This is a genomic window from uncultured Enterovirga sp. (assembly GCF_964242715.1).
Lineage (GTDB): Bacteria > Pseudomonadota > Alphaproteobacteria > Rhizobiales > Beijerinckiaceae > Enterovirga.
Genome location: NZ_CAXTAZ010000027.1, coordinates 1 through 17,889, shown reverse-complemented (window position 1 = coordinate 17,889; position 17,889 = coordinate 1). Strand labels below are relative to the sequence as shown.

General features: G+C 67.3%; 17 protein-coding genes. 14 read left to right on the top strand and 3 right to left on the bottom strand.

Features of this window, described 5'->3' with window-relative positions; all coding sequences use genetic code 11:
* The first annotated feature begins 26 nt into the window (after positions 1 to 26).
* From ACFE87_RS14280 to ACFE87_RS14265, 4 genes are all read left to right on the top strand, one after another.
* Positions 27 to 947: an ABC transporter permease gene (locus tag ACFE87_RS14280; protein ID WP_375460312.1), complete on the top strand. Its 921-nt coding sequence runs from the start codon at positions 27 to 29 to the stop codon at positions 945 to 947.
* Positions 948 to 952: 5 nt separating this feature from the next.
* Positions 953 to 1,852 (top strand): ABC transporter permease, encoded by a 900-nt coding sequence (locus ACFE87_RS14275; RefSeq protein ID WP_375460345.1) that lies wholly within the window; start codon positions 953 to 955, stop codon positions 1,850 to 1,852.
* Positions 1,849 to 3,243, top strand: coding sequence for a M20 family metallopeptidase (locus ACFE87_RS14270; protein ID WP_375460311.1), 1,395 nt, complete (start codon positions 1,849 to 1,851; stop codon positions 3,241 to 3,243). The genes ACFE87_RS14275 and ACFE87_RS14270 overlap by 4 nt, the downstream gene beginning before the upstream one ends.
* Positions 3,244 to 3,580: 337 nt before the next feature.
* Positions 3,581 to 4,516, top strand: a complete 936-nt coding sequence (locus ACFE87_RS14265; protein ID WP_375460310.1) for a hypothetical protein — start codon at positions 3,581 to 3,583, stop codon at positions 4,514 to 4,516.
* A gap of 199 nt (positions 4,517 to 4,715) precedes the next feature.
* On the opposite strand, the gene ACFE87_RS14260 is transcribed toward ACFE87_RS14265, so the two are convergent.
* The 3 genes from ACFE87_RS14260 to ACFE87_RS14250 all read right to left on the bottom strand — a co-directional run bounded on the left by ACFE87_RS14260 (position 4,716) and on the right by ACFE87_RS14250 (position 8,038).
* Positions 4,716 to 6,104 (bottom strand): APC family permease, encoded by a 1,389-nt coding sequence (locus tag ACFE87_RS14260; RefSeq protein ID WP_375460309.1) that lies wholly within the window; start codon positions 6,102 to 6,104, stop codon positions 4,716 to 4,718.
* A gap of 243 nt (positions 6,105 to 6,347) precedes the next feature.
* A complete protein-coding gene (locus ACFE87_RS14255; protein WP_375460308.1) occupies positions 6,348 to 7,400 on the bottom strand; it encodes a nickel/cobalt transporter in 1,053 nt (350 codons plus the stop codon).
* Positions 7,391 to 8,038 carry a DUF1007 family protein gene (locus ACFE87_RS14250; protein ID WP_375460307.1) on the bottom strand — a complete coding sequence of 216 codons (648 nt, stop codon included), beginning with the start codon at positions 8,036 to 8,038 and terminating at the stop codon, positions 7,391 to 7,393. The genes ACFE87_RS14255 and ACFE87_RS14250 overlap by 10 nt, the downstream gene beginning before the upstream one ends.
* A gap of 379 nt (positions 8,039 to 8,417) precedes the next feature.
* Between ACFE87_RS14250 and urtA the strand changes: the two genes are divergently transcribed.
* The 10 genes from urtA to ureC form a co-directional block, all read left to right on the top strand.
* Positions 8,418 to 9,653, top strand: a complete 1,236-nt coding sequence (urtA, locus tag ACFE87_RS14245; protein WP_375460344.1) for an urea ABC transporter substrate-binding protein — start codon at positions 8,418 to 8,420, stop codon at positions 9,651 to 9,653.
* 242 nt (positions 9,654 to 9,895) lie between these two features.
* Positions 9,896 to 11,491 (top strand): urea ABC transporter permease subunit UrtB, encoded by a 1,596-nt coding sequence (urtB, locus tag ACFE87_RS14240; RefSeq protein ID WP_375460306.1) that lies wholly within the window; start codon positions 9,896 to 9,898, stop codon positions 11,489 to 11,491.
* 157 nt (positions 11,492 to 11,648) lie between these two features.
* Complete coding sequence (gene urtC, locus ACFE87_RS14235; RefSeq protein ID WP_375460305.1) at positions 11,649 to 12,827, top strand: urea ABC transporter permease subunit UrtC; 1,179 nt, start codon at positions 11,649 to 11,651, stop codon at positions 12,825 to 12,827.
* Positions 12,824 to 13,582: an urea ABC transporter ATP-binding protein UrtD gene (gene urtD / locus ACFE87_RS14230; protein ID WP_375460304.1), complete on the top strand. Its 759-nt coding sequence runs from the start codon at positions 12,824 to 12,826 to the stop codon at positions 13,580 to 13,582. Before urtC ends, urtD begins: the two co-directional genes overlap by 4 nt.
* A gap of 73 nt (positions 13,583 to 13,655) precedes the next feature.
* Positions 13,656 to 14,351, top strand: coding sequence for an urea ABC transporter ATP-binding subunit UrtE (gene urtE, locus ACFE87_RS14225; protein ID WP_375460303.1), 696 nt, complete (start codon positions 13,656 to 13,658; stop codon positions 14,349 to 14,351).
* A 92-nt stretch (positions 14,352 to 14,443) separates the two neighbouring features.
* Positions 14,444 to 14,740, top strand: coding sequence for a hypothetical protein (locus ACFE87_RS14220; RefSeq protein ID WP_375460302.1), 297 nt, complete (start codon positions 14,444 to 14,446; stop codon positions 14,738 to 14,740).
* A gap of 7 nt (positions 14,741 to 14,747) precedes the next feature.
* Entirely contained in the window at positions 14,748 to 15,206 is a 459-nt protein-coding gene (locus ACFE87_RS14215) for a hypothetical protein (protein ID WP_375460301.1), read from the top strand.
* Positions 15,207 to 15,241: 35 nt separating this feature from the next.
* On the top strand, positions 15,242 to 16,048 hold the full coding sequence (locus ACFE87_RS14210) for an urease accessory protein UreD (protein ID WP_375460300.1): 807 nt from the start codon (positions 15,242 to 15,244) through the stop codon (positions 16,046 to 16,048).
* Between the two features lie 10 nt (positions 16,049 to 16,058).
* Complete coding sequence (locus tag ACFE87_RS14205) at positions 16,059 to 16,679, top strand: urease subunit gamma (RefSeq protein WP_375460299.1); 621 nt, start codon at positions 16,059 to 16,061, stop codon at positions 16,677 to 16,679.
* A 38-nt stretch (positions 16,680 to 16,717) separates the two neighbouring features.
* Positions 16,718 to 17,889, top strand: a 1,172-nt coding sequence (gene ureC, locus ACFE87_RS14200; RefSeq protein WP_375460298.1) for an urease subunit alpha, incomplete at its 3' end; no start/stop codon positions are given.

The window sequence follows — 17,889 nt, the reverse complement described above, 5'->3', positions numbered from 1 at the left end:
AACAGAGCGGCGCGAGGACAGGAGGCATGACGACCTTCATCCTGAAACGGCTGGCTCTCGCGCTGCTCGTCGGCCTCGCGGTCTCGATCCTGTCCTTCGCGCTCGTGCGGCTCACCGGAGATGTCGCGACCGCGATTGCCGGCGAGGGCGCACGGGAAGAGGACATCCGGGCCGTGCGCGAGAGCTACGGCCTCGATCGCCCGATGATCGTCCAGTACGGCGCCTGGCTCTTCGGCCTGCTTCGTGGCGACTTCGGCACCTCGTATTACTTCCGGACGGATGTCGCGGCGCTCGTCGCCGACAAGCTGCCCGTGACGCTGATCCTCGGAGCGCTCTCGCTCGTCTTCGCGCTCGTCATCTCCGTGCCGCTCGGCGTGCTGGCCGCGCTGCGGCCGAACAGCTGGATCGACCGGGTCGCGCTCTCCGTCGCGGTCGCCGGGCAGGCGCTTCCGAACTTCTTCTTCGCGCTTCTCCTCATCATGCTGTTCTCGATCACGCTGCGCTGGCTTCCGGTCTCCGGCTCGGGCACCTGGCTGCATTACGTGATGCCGACGATCGCGCTCGGCTATTACGTGACGCCGGCCTTCATGCGGGTGATCCGCGCCGGCATGATCGAGACGCTCGCCTCCGATTACATCCGAACGGCGCATGCCAAGGGCCTGTTGCGCTCGGCGGTCGTCATCCGGCACGCGCTCCGCAACGCCCTCGTTCCGGTGGTCGCGCTCGCCGTCGTGCAGCTCGGCTACCTGCTCGGCGGCTCGGTCGTGATCGAGACCGTGTTCGCGCTCGATGGGCTCGGCTACCTTGCCTATGAATCCATCACCCATAAGGACCTGCCGGTGATGCAGGTCGTCGTTCTTCTCCTTTCGGTCCTCTACGTGCTCCTGACACTCTTGGCCGACATTCTGAACGCCTGGCTCGATCCGCGGCTGAGGGCCTCGATGTGAGCGCCATCGTCACCGAAGGCGCGCCGCCGGTCCTGATCGCGCCGGGACGGCCGTCGTCCGGACCGCGGTCCTGGCTCCGGCACCGAAGCCTCGTCTTCGGCGGGGGCGTGCTTCTCTTGATCCTCGTCGTCGCCGTGCTGGCGCCTCTCTTCGCGCCGCACGACCCCTATATCCAGAACTTGGCCCGCCGGACGGTCCCGCCCGTCTGGTACGCGCGAGGCGACTGGGCGCACCCGCTCGGCACCGATGCGCTCGGGCGCGACTACCTGTCCCGAACCATCTACGGCGCCCGCATCTCTCTCCTGATCGGCTTCTCGGTCGCGGCCCTGTCCGGGCTGATCGGCACGGTGTTGGGCGTCGCCGCCGGCTATTTCGGCGGCCGAGTCGACCTCGCCGTCACCTTCCTGATCACGGTGCGGCTGGCGCTGCCCGTGATCCTCGTCGCGCTCGCCTCGGTTGCGGTCATCGGCGGCTCGCTGCCGCTCGTCATCCTGGTCCTCGGCCTCCTGAAATGGGACCGTTTCGTCGTCGTGATGCGGAGCGCGACCCAGACCGTCCGCAACCTCGACTTCGTGCAATCGGCCCGGGCCGCCGGCGCCTCGACGCCCCGCATCATCCTGCGCGAGATCCTGCCGAACGTGATGCCCTTCCTGATCGTGACCGCGACCCTCGAGGCCGCGAGCGCGATCCTGCTCGAGGCGGCGCTCTCCTTCCTCGGCCTCGGCGTGCAGCCGCCCCTGCCCTCCTGGGGGCTGATGATCGCGGAGGCGAAGCCGTACATGTTCTTTTCCTTCTGGCTGATCGCGATCCCGGGCGCGTGCCTCGCGATCCTGATCCTGGCCATCAACCTGTTGGGCGACGGCCTCCGGGACGCGATCTCGCCCGACGCGAGAGGCGCACCATGACCCGCGAAGCCGCGATCGCCCATGTGCTCGACCATTTCGAGTCGGGCGCCTTCAAGGCCGACGTCGCCCGCCGCGTCGCGATCCCGACCGAGAGCCAGAATCCGGACCGGGCCGCCGATCTCCGCCGCTATCTCACCGACGAGATGATCCCGTCCTTCGAGCGGCTCGGTTTTGCGACCCGGATCATCGAGGAATCGCGGGCGAAGGGACCCTTCCTGTTCGCGGAGCGAATGGAGGATCCGGCGCTGCCGACCGTCCTCGGCTACGGCCATGGCGACGTCATCCGGGGCCAGGACGAGCAATGGCTGCCGGGCCTCTCGCCCTGGACCCTGACCGAGCGCGGCGACCTCTGGTACGGGCGCGGCGTCGTCGACAACAAGGGCCAGCATTCGGCCAATCTAGCCGCCCAGGCCTCCGTCATCGCCACCCGTGGCAGGCTCGGCTTCAACGCCAAGTGGCTGATCGAGATGGGCGAGGAGACGGGCTCGCCGGGCCTGCGCGAGGTCTGCTCCGCGCACCGGGACCTGTTCCGCTCCGACGTCCTCATCGGCTCGGACGGGCCGCGGCCCGACACGCGCCGGCCGACGATCTATCTCGGCACCCGCGGCGGCGCCTCGATCGACATCACGATCGACGCGCGCGCGGGCGGCCACCATTCGGGCAATTGGGGCGGGCTCCTGTCGAGCCCGGCAATCCAGCTCGTCCATGCGCTCTCGACCATCACGGGCCCGACCGGCGAGATCCTGATCCCGGAATGGCGACCGAAGGGCGGCCTGCCGGACAAGGTGCGCCAGGCCCTGGCCGGGCTCGAACTCGACATGGGCGAGGGCGCGCCCGCCATCGATCCGGATTGGGGCGAGCCCGGCCTCTCCGGGCCAGAGAAGGTGTTCGGCTGGTCCTCCTTCGAGATCCTGGCGATGGAGAGCGGCCAGCCGCGCGGTCCCGTCAACGCCGTGCCGCCGCGGGCCTGGGCCCGCTGCCAGCTCCGCTACGTCGTCGGCGTCGAGATGGACGACATCGTCCCGGCGCTCCGCCGCCACCTCGACCGGCACGGCTTCGGCTTCGTCGAGGTCGAGCCCGCCCGCGAGGAGGTGTTTCCGGCGACCCGCCTCGACCCCGACAACCCCTGGGTCGGCTGGGCGCTCGATTCGATGCGGCGCTCGAGCGGCAAGGAGCCGGCGCTCCTCCCGAATTTAGGCGGTTCGCTCCCGAACGACGCCTTTTCCGAGATCCTCGCCCTGCCCACGATCTGGGTGCCGCATTCCTTCAACGGCTGCTCCCAGCACGCCCCGAACGAGCATTGGACCGCCGACCTCGCCCGGGAGGCGCTGGTCGTGATGACGGGCCTGTATTGGGACGTGCCGGAGAGCGGGATCCCGCTCCGGCGCTGACGTCCGTCATTCCGGGGCCGCGCAAAGCGGACCCGGGACCCACGAAAGCGCGCCAGACCTGAAGCGGTCCATAGCGGTCCATAGTGGTGCAGCCGGTGGGTCCGGGTTCTCGCTCTGCGAGCCCGGGAATGACGTCGACGGCCCTGGACTACGTCTACGAAACGGACGGACCACCCCGGAACTTGGAGCTGCCAAGCAAACGCGCCCGTCCTTCGGGCGACGTGGACATCAATACACATGTGTCACAGACTTACGATAGTGCACGAGGGCAGGCGCAGCCTCACTGCGTCATGACAAGGCCGCCTTGATCGGCCTAGATCTGGACGGAGGGAGAACCATGGGATTTCTGCAGATCGCCAGCTGGAATATCGAGCATCTGAGCGGGCAGCCCCGCGCGCAACGCAAGCAAAGCGCCTACGCGCTCGCTGATCACATCGAAATGTCTGGAATTCATGTTATCGCCTTGCAAGAGATCTACGTCACGGAGTCGGACGAAGAGGTGCGGATGACGGACAACCAACCCGTCATACCGAGCCATGCGCGAGGAGCACGCCGCAACTCCGACCTCGATATCGTCTGCCATCTGCTCGAGGAGCATCTTGACGATGCATGGCAATACGAGATCCTCGAGAACCGTCAGGCAGGGGACAAGTCGCAGCTCTGCGCCGTGATGTGGAATACGAAGCGCGTCACGCTCGATGCGTCGATGCCTCTCCCCGTGTCCCACAAGGATGGCGACGATAACCTCTGGGACCGTAAGCCCCACCTCCTGAGCTTCACCTCCGAGCACAAGGTCTGGCGTCGTGATGCCAATGGCGAATGGCAGCAGGAGAATGAACGCCGCCGGTTCAGCCTCGTGCCCCTACACATGAAATCCAATTACGGCGGCGTCACGGAGAATCGGCGCGTCCGCGCCAAGGAAGCGGTCACGCTCTGCGCTGCGCTGAAGGGCATGGATGGGCGATTCGACCCATCCCTCATCCTGATTGGCGATACGAATATCCTGTCGAATACCGAGCCGGCGATCGACACCTTCATCGATCACGGCTTCATCGACCTCAACAACAACGACAGCGCAACCTATTGGAGCCTGCAGTACAAGGAGGCGCCCTTCGACCGCGCCTTCATTGCCAAGGGCCGCGACGAGTTCAAGTATACGCGACAATACGTACTACGCTCCTCGGACCTGACGGCGCACGATAAATTTCTATCGGATCACTACATGATCAAGATCAGCGTCAAAGACTATGTCGACGACGCCGATCCTCGCTGATCCCGCGCTATCCTCGTAGCCGCTGACCGTGGCGAGCCGGCAGGGTCGCCACGGTCATGCGCTTCGGGCACCGACACGACCACTCGGGCGCGACCAGCACGTCCTCACCGCTGCGGCATCCCGATCTGACCGACAACGCGGCGTGACGTCTCGCTTTTGGCCAGCCCCGGTCGCACGACAGTGAGCGACGTCGGTTCTTTCACCCGGGTTTGAGCTGGCCCTGGGCCATCGACCTGTTGACGAGCACCGTGACGCCCCAGAGCAGAATACCGATACCCAGCAGGATCCCGGCGATCGTGTATTGGACCGGGTCGCGCCCGGTCCAGGGTCCCGTCAGGAAGGCGCAGGTCAGCGCGCCGAGGATGGGCAGGAGCGTCGGGGTGCGGAAATGGTCATGTTCGACCGGGTCGCGCCGGAGCACGAGCACGGCGACATTCACCACGGTGAAGACGCCGAGCAGCAGGAGGGCCGTCGTACCGCCGAGCGCCGGCACCTCGCCCACGAAGGTGATCAGCGCGAAGGCGAGGAGCGTGGTGAAGCCGATCGCGACATAGGGGCTTCGTCGCGTCGCATGCACCCGTCCCAGCACGGTCGGAAGCACGCCCTCGCGGCTCATCCCGTAGACGAGCCGGCTCGCCATGAGCATGTTGATCAGCGCCGAATTCGCGACCGCGAACATGGTGATGAAGCCGAAGATCCAGAGCGGGAAGCCGGGAGCTCCGGCCTGCACCACCTTCAGGAGCGGCGTCTCGCCCTCCCCCAGCTCCTCCGGCGTCACGAGCGTGATGGCCGAGATCGAGACGAGAACGTAGATCGTGCCCGTGATGAGCAGACCCGCCAGAAGCACCGTCGGGAAGATCTTCGACGGGTGGTGGCATTCCTCGGCCATGTTGACGGAATCCTCGAACCCGACCATCGCGAAGAAGGCGAGCGTCGATGCGGCGATGACCGGCCAGAACAGGCCTCCGTCGCCCGTCGCCTTGAACTGAGTGACCCGCGAGACGTCGCCCTCGCCCGCCATGATCGCCCAGAATCCGACGACGATGACGATCAGGAGGCCCGTCAGCTCGACGCAGGTGAGGACCACATTCGCCTTGACGCTCTCGCCGACGCCCCGGAAGTTCACGACCGCGACGAGCGCCATGAAGCCCAGGCCGACGAGGGTGATCCCGATCCCGCCCGCGAGCTGGAGACCGAAGGCGCCCGACAGGTTCGCGGCGAAGGCCCGCGAGGCGGTCGACGCGGAGGTGATGCCCGAGCACATCACCGCGAAGGCCACGATGAAGGTCACGAAATGGATGCCGAACGCCTTGTGGGCGTAGAGCGCCGCGCCGGCCGCCCGCGGGTATTTCGTGACCAGCTCGAGATAGCTGAAGGCCGTGATGAGGGCGATGATGAAGGCTACGACGAAGGGCAGCCAGACCACCCCGCCCACCTGCTTCGCGACCTGGCCGGTGAGGGCGTAGATCCCGGTGCCGAGAATGTCGCCGACGATGAACAGCAACAGCAGCCACGGGCCCATGACCCGATGCAGGTTCGGCTCGGCCTCGGCCGAGGGCGCGGCGCCGTCGGAGCGTTGATTCGACATCGAGCTGGTCCTTCGATGGGAGACCCGGAGCCTTTGTGGCGCGGACGGGACGAGCCCGCAATCACCCCCGTCGGAACAAGCCGGGATGAGCCAGCGTACCTTCGCACGAGAGTTCCGGGAGAATACGGGATCGACGCCGCTGCAGAACGTGCAGCGCTTCAACTCGCCTTAGCAGCCCTGACCACATCACGGCACTGCTTCACGCCTGTCACCGTTGGCCTACAACGATGGTGGTCGCCCGCCTCAGGCGGGCGCCACCCCGGTCCACAAGCCCAGCAGCAGCGTCGCCCCGACCGCCGTCACGAGCGCCGCCGCCAGCACCTCGAAGGCGGCGAGCGCGCGGGTGTTGCCCGATGTGACCGAGGTCGCGGTACGTTTCACGAGGACCGCGAGGGCGGCGAGGGCACCGGTGGTGATGGCGGTCCCGAGCGCCATCGCAAAGGTCGCCGCGACCCCGGCCGCGAACATGCCCTGGGCGGTCGCGAAGACGAGGAGGATGAGGGCGCCCGAACAGGGGCGCGCCCCGGCTCCGACCACCACGGCCGCGGCCTCGCGCAGCGAGGAGAGCCGCGCCACCTCCGCGCCGGTGGGAATGTGGGCGTGGCCGCAGCTCTCGCAGGCTTCGCCATGCGCGTGATGATGGGCGTGGTCGTGGTGGGCGTGATGATGATGGTGCGCGTGGCCGGGCACCGCCGGGACGAGCGCCCCGGTCTTCCGCCACAGGAGCGCCAGCCCGACGCCAACCAGGATCGTGAAACTCGCGATCTCGACCGCGCCCGCCGTGGCGCTGATGGTCGCGGCCGTGGCGCCGACGAGTCTGGCGAGCACGAAGACCAGCGTCACGGCGACGAGCGCCTGGAGCAAGGCGGCCGCGAGAGAGAGCGCGAGCCCGATCGCGAGCGTGCGGCGGGTCGCGAGCAGGTAGCCGGCGACGACCGCCTTGCCGTGGCCCGGACCCGCGGCATGGAAGACGCCGTAGAGGAAGCCGATACCGATCAGGAGCGGGAGCGCGCTGCCGTCGCGCTTGGTGGCCGAGATCGCAGCCGTTAGGGAGCGGTAGAATTCGGCCTGCACGGCGAGCAGATAGCCGCCGATCCCGCCCGGGGCGGGTCCCGCCTCGCGGAGGCCGGCCCCGAACGGGCTCGCGACGGGGCTCGGCGCGGCGCCCCCGATGACGAGCGAGACGAGCCATAGCGCCAGGCCTGCAGCGGCGAGCGCCAGGAGGGCTACGAGGAGCCGCCGCGCAGTCCGGCTCGGCCCCGAGGCCGGCGCGGCGATCGCCGCCTTCACGGACATGCGACGAGCACCCGCGGCGAAACCGACGCCCCGACATTGTTGGCCGCCGTAAGGGCGTTGAAGAACGTCTCCGACATGGATTGCAGCTCCTGCTGGGCTGCCGGCTTCGGCCGCGTGACGTTGAGGACGCATCCAGTGGGCGCGCCCGCGAGCGTCACGGCGTCGGCATCCCCGGCCATGGCGAAATCGACGAAGAAGGTCGGGTCGTAGACCTGGAGCACGAGTGCCTTGGCGGCCTTGGCCGGCGCCTTCAGCGGCAGGTCGAAATGCAGGACGAGCCGGCCGCTCTCGACCTCGAGGAGCGGATTGGCCGGTTCTCCGAAGGCCATCTTGGCGCCATTCGCCTTGGCGGAGGTGAAATAGGCCTGGTCGGCGAGCGAGGTCACATTCGTCCGGGCGAGCGAATCCAGGCTCTCGCGCTTCGGCTTTCCGTCGGCGCCGGTCTCGAGCCCCTGGACCGCGTAGGCCGAATAGCCCTCGTCGAAGGTCCAGCGATGACGGATGCCGGTCATCAGCCCCGACGCGTCATATTGGATCGTGGCCCGGGCCACGATCCAGACATGCGGGTGGGCCGCGGCCGGGAGGGGAGCGGCGGTGAGGAACGCACCGACGAGGGCGCAGATTCGGAGGAAGGTCATGTCGATGCGTAGCAGACTCGGCCAGAAGATCGGCCGAAATGCGACGCAGCCTGCCCGGGCCATTCGAGGTGGCGACGGGGCATGGCGCGATCCTGAACCCGGGCCAGCATCATCGTGGGCCGCTGCTTGTCAGCTCTTCCGCGTCCGGAGCAGCTGAAACATAACTCATCTGCACGAAAATCAGGCACCAGCCTGCATCCTGAGCAGGGCCGCCTCCGGTCGCCGCCCGACGAGGCAAACCCTGCTTGGTTCGACGCCTTCCTTCGCTGGCACACCCTTTGCGCAACCTCCTCCGGCTGCAACGTCGGCCGCGCATTCCGGAGAGGCACAGATGAAATTCACGAGACGGGGAGCCGTCGGCGCGCTTGCGGGCGCGGCCATGCTGGCGGGCGCGGCCGCCCAGGCACAGGCGCAGGAGACGATCAAGGTCGGCATCCTGCATTCGCTCTCGGGCACCATGGCGATCAGCGAGACCACGCTGAAGGACGTCATGCTGATGCTGATCGAGGAGCAGAACAAGAAGGGCGGCCTCCTCGGCAAGAAGCTCGAAGCCGTCGTCGTCGATCCGGCCTCGAACTGGCCGCTCTTCGCCGAGAAGGCGCGCGAGCTGATCGCCCAGAACAAGGTCTCGGCCGTGTTCGGCTGCTGGACTTCGGTCTCTCGCAAGTCCGTCCTGCCGGTCTTCAAGGAGCTGAACTCGATCCTGTTCTACCCCGTCCAGTACGAGGGCGAGGAGAGCGAGCGAAACGTGTTCTACACCGGCGCCGCTCCGAATCAGCAGGCGATCCCGGCCGTCGACTACCTGGCCAAGGACGAGAAGGTGCAGCGCTGGGTCCTGGCCGGCACCGACTACGTCTATCCCCGCACGACGAACAAGATCCTCGAAGCCTATCTGAAGTCCAAGGGCGTCAAGTCCGAGGACATCATGATCAACTACACGCCCTTCGGGCATTCCGACTGGCAGACGATCGTCTCCGACATCAAAAAGTTCGGCTCGGCCGGCAAGAAGACGGCGGTGGTTTCGACCATCAACGGCGACGCCAACGTGCCCTTCTACAAGGAGCTCGGCAACCAGGGCGTCAAGGCGACCGACATACCGGTCGTAGCCTTCTCGGTCGGCGAGGAAGAGCTGGCCGGCATCGATACGAAGCCGCTCCTCGGCCATCTGGCCGCCTGGAACTACTTCGAGTCGATCAAGACGCCGGCGAACGACGAGTTCATCGCCAAGTGGAAGGCCTTCACCAAGAACCCGAAGCGGGTGACGAACGACCCGATGGAGGCCCATGTCATCGGCTTCAACATGTGGGTGAAGGCCGTCGAGAAGGCGAAGACGACGGATGTCGACAAGGTCATCGAGGCGCTGCCCGGCACGGAGGCCCCGAACCTCACCGGCGGCATGTCGAAGATGCTGCCGAACCATCACATCACGAAGCCGGTCTTCATCGGCGAGATCAAGGCCGACGGCCAGTTCGACGTGGTGTGGAAGACGGAAGGTCTCGTGGCCGGCGACGCCTGGTCAAAGGAGCTCGAGGGCTCGAAGGACCTCGAAGCCGATTGGGTGACGAAGAAGTGCGGCAACTTCAACACCAAGACGGGCAAGTGCGGCGGCGCCTGAGCGCCTGACCCTCCGCTCACACCGGCGCAAGCCGGTGCCCGGTCCTCTGGATCCCGGCTTTCGCCGGGATGAGAGGAGGGCCTTGGCTGCCCGGGCTTGTCCCGGGGATCCTCGCTCCCCTCCTCTTGCTGAGATGGCAGGCGAAGCCGGCCCTCGAAGCACGCACAGCCGTGGTGCGTCCTTCGAGGTCGAGCTTTCGCTCGGCACCTCAGGATGAGGAGATCCGTGTCCATCCGAGCCCAATGATGCATCTCTGCCGTGCCCTTCTTGCGTTGCTCCTGATCCTCGCCCCGGCGATCGCGCGCGCCGACACCTATACGGACGCGCTCGGCCGTTTCGCGGCCGACAGGTATCCGGAGACGGAAGCCGCGATCGAGGGCGTGGCCGCGAGCGGCAACCCGCTTGCCGAGACCGTGATCGGAGCCCTGCGCGAGGGCCGCCTGCTCGTCCGGGCCACTGACAAGGCCATCTTCATCCGCGAGACGGGCGGCGCGCTCCGAGATGCCCGCACCGGTGCGCCCGCGACCGCCGATGCGGCGGGGCTCGTTCCCGTCCGGCTCAACAACCGCGTCCGGCGCGCCGTCGACGCGGCGCTCGGAACCCTAACCCTCCGGTCGCCGGATCCGCGCCGCCGCGAGGCCGCGGCGCAGGCCGTGTTCAAGTCGCGCGACCTCGCCGCCTTGCCCGCCCTCGACGCCGCGATCGCGGCCGAGACCGAGGCCCTGCTGAAGCGGCTGTTCCGGGAGGCCCGCGCTTCCGTCATGCTGGCCAAGCCCGACGTGACCCCGGCCGAGATGAGCGACGCCATTACGGCGCTGCGCGCCCGCGGCGACCAGGACGCGCTCGGCGTGCTGCGCTCGCTACCCACCTCCGTCACGCCGGCCATCCGCCAGATGGCGGCCGACGCGGTCGCCGCGATCGAGGGCCGGATGGCGCTCCTGAAATCGGTCCAGGACGTGATCTACGGCGTGAGCCTCGGCTCCGTCCTCCTCCTCTCGGCCATCGGCCTCGCCATCACCTTCGGCGTGATGGGCGTCATCAACATGGCGCATGGCGAGATGGTGATGATCGGCGCCTACACGACCTTCGTCGTGCAGGAGTTGATCCGCACGCGGGCGCCGGGCCTGTTCGACGCCTCCCTCTTCATCGCGCTGCCGCTTGCCTTCCTGGTCGCGGGTGCGATCGGGGTCCTGATCGAACGCAGCGTGATCCGCTTCCTCTACGGGCGGCCGCTCGAGACGCTGCTCGCGACCTGGGGCATCTCCCTCATCCTGCAGCAGGCGGTGCGGACGATCTTCGGGGCCAACAACCGCGAGGTCGGCAACCCGGCCTGGATGTCGGGCGCCTTCGATCTCGGCGGCCTGACGCTCACCTTCAACCGCATCGCCATTATCGGCTTCGCGCTCGCGGTCTTCGTCGCGCTGCTGCTCGCGCTGAAGAAGACCGCGCTCGGTCTCCAGATCCGGGCCGTCACCCAGAACCGCCGCATGGCGGGCGCGATGGGGATCAAGACGGACTGGGTCGACGCCATGACCTTCGGCCTAGGCTCCGGCGTCGCCGGCATCGCGGGCGTGGCGCTCTCCCAGATCGACAACGTTTCGCCCAATCTCGGCCAGGGCTACATCATCGATTCCTTCCTGGTCGTGGTCTTCGGCGGCGTCGGCAATCTCTGGGGCACGCTCGTCGGCGCGATGTCGATCGGCGTTGCGAACAAGCTGCTCGAGCCGCTGGCGGGCGCGGTGCTCGGCAAGATCCTGCTCCTCGTCGCCATCATCCTGTTCATCCAGAAGCGCCCGCGCGGCCTGTTCGCGCTCAAGGGCCGGTTCGTGGAGTCGTGAGGGTGGACGCAATCCTGGCCGTGTGCGTGCTTCGAGACGCGCCTCCGGCGCTTCTCAGCATGACGCCCGGAGAGTACCGGACCAGCAAACATGGACAATCCACCCACGGCCTCACGCTGAGGAAGGCCGCGCAGTGGCCTGTCTCGAAGCACGCACGATGACCTCCGACCGCCTCCTCAACCGCACCGGCATCGTCTTCCTGGCCGTCGTCCTCGGTGTCGCCGTGCTGGTCCCGGCGCTGAACCTCTGGACAGCCCCGGGCTCGACCTTCCACGTCGCCGACTACCTGATGCCGCTCCTCGGCAAGTACCTCTGCTACGCGCTGCTCGCGATCTCGGTCGACCTGATCTGGGGCTATGCCGGCATCCTGTCGCTCGGCCACGGCGCGTTCTTCGCGCTCGGCGGCTACGCGATGGGCATGTACCTGATGCGCCAGATCGGCACGCGCGGCGTCTACGGAAATCCGGTCCTGCCCGACTTCATGGTCTTCCTGAACTACCGGGAGCTGCCCTGGTTCTGGCTCGGCTTCGACCATTTCGCGGTCGCGGCCGTGATGGTCGTCCTGGCGCCCGGCCTCCTCGCCTTCGTCTTCGGCTGGTTCGCCTTCCGGTCGCGGGTGACGGGCGTCTATCTCTCGATCATCACGCAGGCGATGACCTACGCGCTGCTGCTCGCCTTCTTCCGCAACGACATGGGTTTTGGCGGAAATAACGGGCTGACCGACTTCAAGGACATCCTGGGCTTCCCCGTCCAGGCGCAGGGGACCCGGGCCGCGCTGTTCGCAGCCTCCGCCATCGCGCTCGCGGCGGGCTATCTCGTCTGCCGCTTCATCGTGACCTCGAAGCTCGGCAAGGTGCTGGTCGCGATCCGGGATGCGGAGAGCCGGACCCGGTTCATCGGCTACCGGGTCGAGAGCTACAAGCTCTTCGTCTGGGTCGTCTCGGCGATCCTCGCCGGGATCGCGGGCGCACTCTACGTGCCGCAGGTCGGGATCATCAATCCGGGCGAATTCGCGCCCGCGAACTCGATCGAGACCGTGATCTGGGTCGCCGTCGGCGGCCGCGGCACGCTGGTGGGCGCGGCGCTCGGCGCGGTCGTCGTCAATGCCGGCAAGACCTGGTTCACCGGCATGCTGCCGGAATTGTGGCTCTTCGCGCTCGGCGCCATCTTCGTCCTCGTGACGCTGTTCCTGCCGAAGGGCATCCTGGGCTCCCTCTACGAGATCGCCGGCTACCGCCGCCGCCGGCCCGCCCCCGAGATCGTCGACTCGGACGGTGTCGTGCGGCCGGCGGACCGCGCTGGATCCGCCTCTCCCGCGCCGGCTGCCGCAGGATGAAACCCCCGAAGCCCGTCACGTCGGCGCTCCTCTATCTCGATGCCGTGTCCGTCGTCTTCGACGGCTTCCGCGCCCTGAACGAACTCTCGCTCACCATCGGACTGCACGAGATGCGGGCGATCATCGGCCCGAACGGGGCCGGCAAGACGACGATGATGGACGTGATCACCGGCAAGACGCGGCCGACCGCCGGCGGCGCCCTGTTCGAGGGGGTCCACGACCTGACCCGGCTCGACGAGGCCGAGATCGCGGAACTCGGCATCGGCCGCAAGTTCCAGACACCGACCGTCTTCGAGATGCACACAGTCGAGGACAACCTGCGCCTCGCCCTGAAGGCGGACCGCTCGCCCTTCCCGACGCTCTTCGCCCGGCGCTCTGCGGCCGAGCGGGAGCGGATCGAGTCGCTGCTCGAACGCATCCGCCTCGAGGATTCGCGCCACCGCCCGGCCTCGGAACTGTCCCACGGCCAGAAGCAGTGGCTCGAGATCGGCATGCTGCTCGCCCAGGAGCCGAAGCTGCTCCTCGTCGACGAGCCCGCCGCCGGCATGACCGACCAGGAGACGGCCGACACGGCCGATCTCCTCCGCGAGATTGCGACCACGCGCTCGGTCGTCGTGGTCGAGCACGACATGGTCTTCGTCCGCGACCTCGGCGTCCGGGTCACCTGCCTGCACGAGGGCTCGGTCCTCGCGGAGGGCACGCTGAACCAGGTCTCCGCGAACGAGCGGGTGATCGAGGTGTATCTCGGGCGATGAGGGACGTGAGCCTTTCACGCGCGCCAACCCTCCCCGCAAGGGGAAGGGCAAAGGCGAGGCGGGAGCCTGTGCCATGCTGAACGTCCAGAACCTCTCCCTCTTCTACGGCGCCGCCCAGGCGCTGCGGGGCGTCTCGGTCGAGGCCAAGGTCGGCGAGGTCACCTGCGTGCTGGGCCGCAACGGCGTCGGCAAATCCTCGCTGCTGCGGGCGATCGTGGGCCACCGGCCGATCTCGGCCGGCTCGGTCACGCTCGACGGCCGCGAGATTTCACGGCTCAAGCCCTATGACCGCGCCCGGAGCGGCATCGCCTACGTCCCTCAGGGCCGCGAGATCTTCCCGCTCCTCACAGTCCGGGAGAATCTCGAGACCGGCTTCGCGCCGCTGAAGCGCAAGGACCGGCACGTCCCCGAGGAGGTCTTCGAGATCTTCCCCGTCCTGAAATCCATGCTGAACCGGCGCGGCGGCGACCTGTCCGGCGGGCAGCAGCAGCAGCTCGCCATCGGCCGCGCGCTCACGACGCGGCCGCGGCTCCTCGTGCTCGACGAGCCGACCGAGGGCATCCAGCCCTCCATCATCAAGGATATCGGCCGGGCCATCTCCTACCTGCGGGGGCGGGGCGACATGGGGATCCTGCTCGTCGAGCAATATTTCGAATTCGCCCGCGACCTCGCCGACCGGTTCATCCTGATGGAGCGCGGCGAGGTGGTCGTCGCCGGCGGCCGCGCCGAACTCGAAGGGGACGAGGTCCGGGCCCGGATGGCGATCTGACCGAGTCTAGAGGAAGCTCTCGCGTCACTCGGCACAAATCTGGCCCTCACCGGTTCTTCGGTCTAGACAGTGGTTGACCGGAGCGGTGAGCGATGGACGTCAAGGAAGCCATTTCAACAGCCAAGTCTTACGTGAAGGACGTGTTCTCCGAGGACGAGCCCATCTCAAATTTGGGTTTAGAGGAGGTCGAATTTGATCATCGTCGAGAAGAATGGAAGATAACGCTTGGATTCTCCAGACCTTGGAGTACACCAAGAACGCGAGCGCGTGAGATATTCGAGGGAATGGGAGGAACTATCACCCCACACAAGCGGGTTCAGAAAGTCCTGACTGTTTCGGATTCCGACGGCCGTGTCCTGGCAATGAAGAATCGGGAGACGGAAGCGTGAGCAGCGCATGGCTTCAGTCCTAATCGATACGAACTTGCTTCTTCTCCTGGTCGTGGGATCGGCAGACCCCTCGTACATAGCTATGCACAAACGGCTTTGTGATGACTATTCAAAAGCCGACTTCGAACTCATTGCTAGCGTCGCATCAGATTACGACGAGATCGTAGTGCTGCCTCACATACTATCTGAGGTCTCTAGCTTCGTTCGCATGATCGGAAACCCTGCGCGGGACGCTATTCAAACCGTATTTAGCCGGTTGATCCAGTCGACCTTAGAGGAGATGCCGTTGGAGAGTGCTTCTGCTTGCTCTAGAGCCGAATTTCTCGACAGAGGCCTCACTGATTCAGTGATCCTGAACGCATGCGCCCTTCTGGGCGAAACGGAGGTCGGGCTGGAGCTCCTGACCGCTGACGAGCCATTATACAACAATGCCCTTGCGCTCGGGTATCGCGCAACGCTCTATTGAAGTCATCTTTCGACGACCGGCGCTCGGCCGAAAACGTGCTACGTCGCCAGCGCGCCGAAGGCCGCGTTCTCGTCGAGGTGGAGCGGATGGGCGCGCGGTCGGGCATCCGGCGCCTCGCCGAATCCGGCTCCGCGCGGCTCCGGCTGCCGACCATCCGCGAGGGCGCGCCGGAGGCCGTGCTCATCAACACGGCCGGAGGGATCGCGGGCGGTGACCGCTTCTCGACCACCGCCGTGCTCGGAGCGGGCGCCGAACTCGTTCTGACGACGGCCGCGGCCGAGAAGGTATACCGGTCGGAGGGCCGAACTTCGGAGATCGCGACGACGCTGTCGCTCGGGCCCGGCGCCCGGGTCGAGTGGCTGCCGCAGGAGACGATCCTGTTCGACCGCGCGCGGCTCGTCCGGTCGCTCGACGTCGACCTCGATCCCACCGCCGCCGCCCTCCTGTTCGAGGCGACGGTGTTCGGACGCGCGGCCATGTCGGAACAGGTGCGAGAGGGCGTCTTCCGGGACCGCTGGCGGGTGCGTCGTGGCGGCAGGCTTGTCTATGCCGACACGCTGCAACTCGAGGGTCCCATCGCGGAGCGACTGGCGCGGCCCGCCGTGGCCAACGGGCGGAGGGCATGGGCGACGCTCCTCTACGTCGCGCCCGACGCCGAGGCGCGGCTCGACGAGTCGCGCGAACACCTGGCCGGCGCCGCATCGGAATGCGGCGCCTCGGCCTGGATGGGCCAGCTCGCTGCGCGCTGGCTCGCGCCCGACATCGCCACGTTGCGCCGGGACGTGGCACGCTTCATGACTGCCTTCCGGGGCCGACCCTTGCCCCGCGTCTGGTATCTGTGACGGAGCGCCCATGAACCTCACGCCCCGGGAGAAGGACAAGCTCCTCGTCGCGATGGCCGCGATCGTCGCCCGCAACCGCCTCGCCCGCGGTGTGAAGCTCAACCACCCGGAGGCGATCGCGCTGATCACCGATTTCGTGGTCGAGGGGGCGCGGGACGGCCGCACCGTCGCCGAGATGATGGAGGCGGGCGCGGGTGTGCTCACCACGGACGAGGTCATGCCGGGTATTGCCGAGATGATCCACGACATCCAGGTCGAGGCGACTTTTCCGGACGGGACGAAGCTCGTCACGGTGCATCACCCGATCCGCGGCCCGGCCTCCGAGGACGTGCCCGGCACCGTCACCACCCGCGAGGGCGACATCGTCTTCAACGAGGGCGCCGAGCGTGTCGTGATCGAGGTCGCGAATACCGGCGACCGGCCGATCCAGGTCGGCTCGCATTACCACTTCTTCGAGACCAATCCGGCCCTCCGCTTCGCGCGCGAAAAAGCCCGCGGCATGCGGCTCGACATCGCCCCCGGCACGGCCGTTCGGTTCGAGCCGGGCTCGACCCGCGAGGTGTCGCTCGTGCCGTATGGCGGCAAGCGCGAGGTGTACGGGTTCAGGCAGGACGTGATGGGGAGCTTGTGATGGGAGCGCCCGTCTCTTCTAGCCAGTGAGTTCTCGACATGCCCGCCAACGACCGCCCGCCCGCCTCCCTCCCCCGCGCCGCCTATGCCGACATGTTCGGCCCGACCACCGGGGACCGGATCCGGCTCGCGGACACCTCGCTCGTGATCGAGGTCGAGCGCGACCACACGACCTATGGCGAGGAGGTGAAGTTCGGTGGCGGCAAGGTGATCCGCGACGGCATGGGCCAGTCACAGGTGACGAATGCCGACGGCGCGGTCGATACGGTCATCACCAACGCCGTGATCCTCGACCATTGGGGGATCGTGAAGGCCGATATCGGCCTCAAGGGCGGACGCATCGCGGCGATCGGCAAGGCCGGCAATCCGGACGTGCAGCCGGGCGTCGACATCATCATCGGGCCCGGCACCGAGGTGATCGCCGGCGAAGGAAAGATCGTCACGGCGGGCGGCTTCGACAGCCACATCCATTTCATCTGCCCGCAGCAGATCGAGGAGGCGCTCATGTCCGGCGTGACCTCGATGCTCGGCGGCGGCACGGGCCCGGCGCACGGCACCTTCGCGACCACCTGCACGCCCGGGCCCTGGCATCTCGCCCGGATGATCGAGGCGGCGGATGCCTTCCCGATGAATCTCGGTTTCACGGGCAAGGGCAACGCTTCGCAGCCGGCCGCGCTCGAGGAGATGGTCCGGGCCGGCGCCTGCGCGCTCAAGCTGCACGAGGATTGGGGCACGACGCCCGGCGCGATCGATTGCTGCCTCGACGTCGCCGACCGCTACGACGTCCAGGTGATGATCCACACCGACACGCTGAACGAATCCGGCTTCGTCGAGGACACGATCGCGGCCTTCCGGGGCCGCACCATCCACGCCTTCCATACCGAGGGCGCGGGCGGCGGGCATGCGCCGGACATCATCAAGGTCGCGGGCCTGCCGAACGTACTGCCCTCCTCGACCAACCCGACCCGGCCCTATACCCGCAACACCATCGACGAGCATCTCGACATGCTGATGGTGTGCCATCACCTGTCGCCCTCGATCCCGGAGGATCTCGCCTTCGCCGAAAGCCGGATCCGCAAGGAAACGATCGCGGCCGAGGACATCCTGCACGATCTGGGCGCGCTCTCGATGATGTCCTCGGATTCGCAGGCCATGGGCCGGGTCGGCGAGGTCATCATCCGGACCTGGCAGACGGCCGACAAGATGAAGCG

Bases quoted from the DNA above. Each gene is read 5' to 3' on its own strand.
- ACFE87_RS14280 (WP_375460312.1), top strand. From the start codon at position 27: ATGACGACCTTCATCCTGAAACGGCTGGCTCTCGCGCTGCTCGTCGGC.
- ACFE87_RS14270 (WP_375460311.1), top strand. From the start codon at position 1,849: ATGACCCGCGAAGCCGCGATCGCCCATGTGCTCGACCATTTCGAGTCG.
- ACFE87_RS14265 (WP_375460310.1), top strand. From the start codon at position 3,581: ATGGGATTTCTGCAGATCGCCAGCTGGAATATCGAGCATCTGAGCGGG.
- ACFE87_RS14260 (WP_375460309.1), bottom strand. From the start codon at position 6,104: ATGTCGAATCAACGCTCCGACGGCGCCGCGCCCTCGGCCGAGGCCGAG.
- ACFE87_RS14255 (WP_375460308.1), bottom strand. From the start codon at position 7,400: ATGTCCGTGAAGGCGGCGATCGCCGCGCCGGCCTCGGGGCCGAGCCGG.
- ACFE87_RS14250 (WP_375460307.1), bottom strand. From the start codon at position 8,038: ATGACCTTCCTCCGAATCTGCGCCCTCGTCGGTGCGTTCCTCACCGCC.
- urtA (WP_375460344.1), top strand. From the start codon at position 8,418: ATGCTGGCGGGCGCGGCCGCCCAGGCACAGGCGCAGGAGACGATCAAG.
- urtB (WP_375460306.1), top strand. From the start codon at position 9,896: ATGATGCATCTCTGCCGTGCCCTTCTTGCGTTGCTCCTGATCCTCGCC.
- urtC (WP_375460305.1), top strand. From the start codon at position 11,649: ATGACCTCCGACCGCCTCCTCAACCGCACCGGCATCGTCTTCCTGGCC.
- urtD (WP_375460304.1), top strand. From the start codon at position 12,824: ATGAAACCCCCGAAGCCCGTCACGTCGGCGCTCCTCTATCTCGATGCC.
- urtE (WP_375460303.1), top strand. From the start codon at position 13,656: ATGCTGAACGTCCAGAACCTCTCCCTCTTCTACGGCGCCGCCCAGGCG.
- ACFE87_RS14220 (WP_375460302.1), top strand. From the start codon at position 14,444: ATGGACGTCAAGGAAGCCATTTCAACAGCCAAGTCTTACGTGAAGGAC.
- ACFE87_RS14215 (WP_375460301.1), top strand. From the start codon at position 14,748: ATGGCTTCAGTCCTAATCGATACGAACTTGCTTCTTCTCCTGGTCGTG.
- ACFE87_RS14205 (WP_375460299.1), top strand. From the start codon at position 16,059: ATGAACCTCACGCCCCGGGAGAAGGACAAGCTCCTCGTCGCGATGGCC.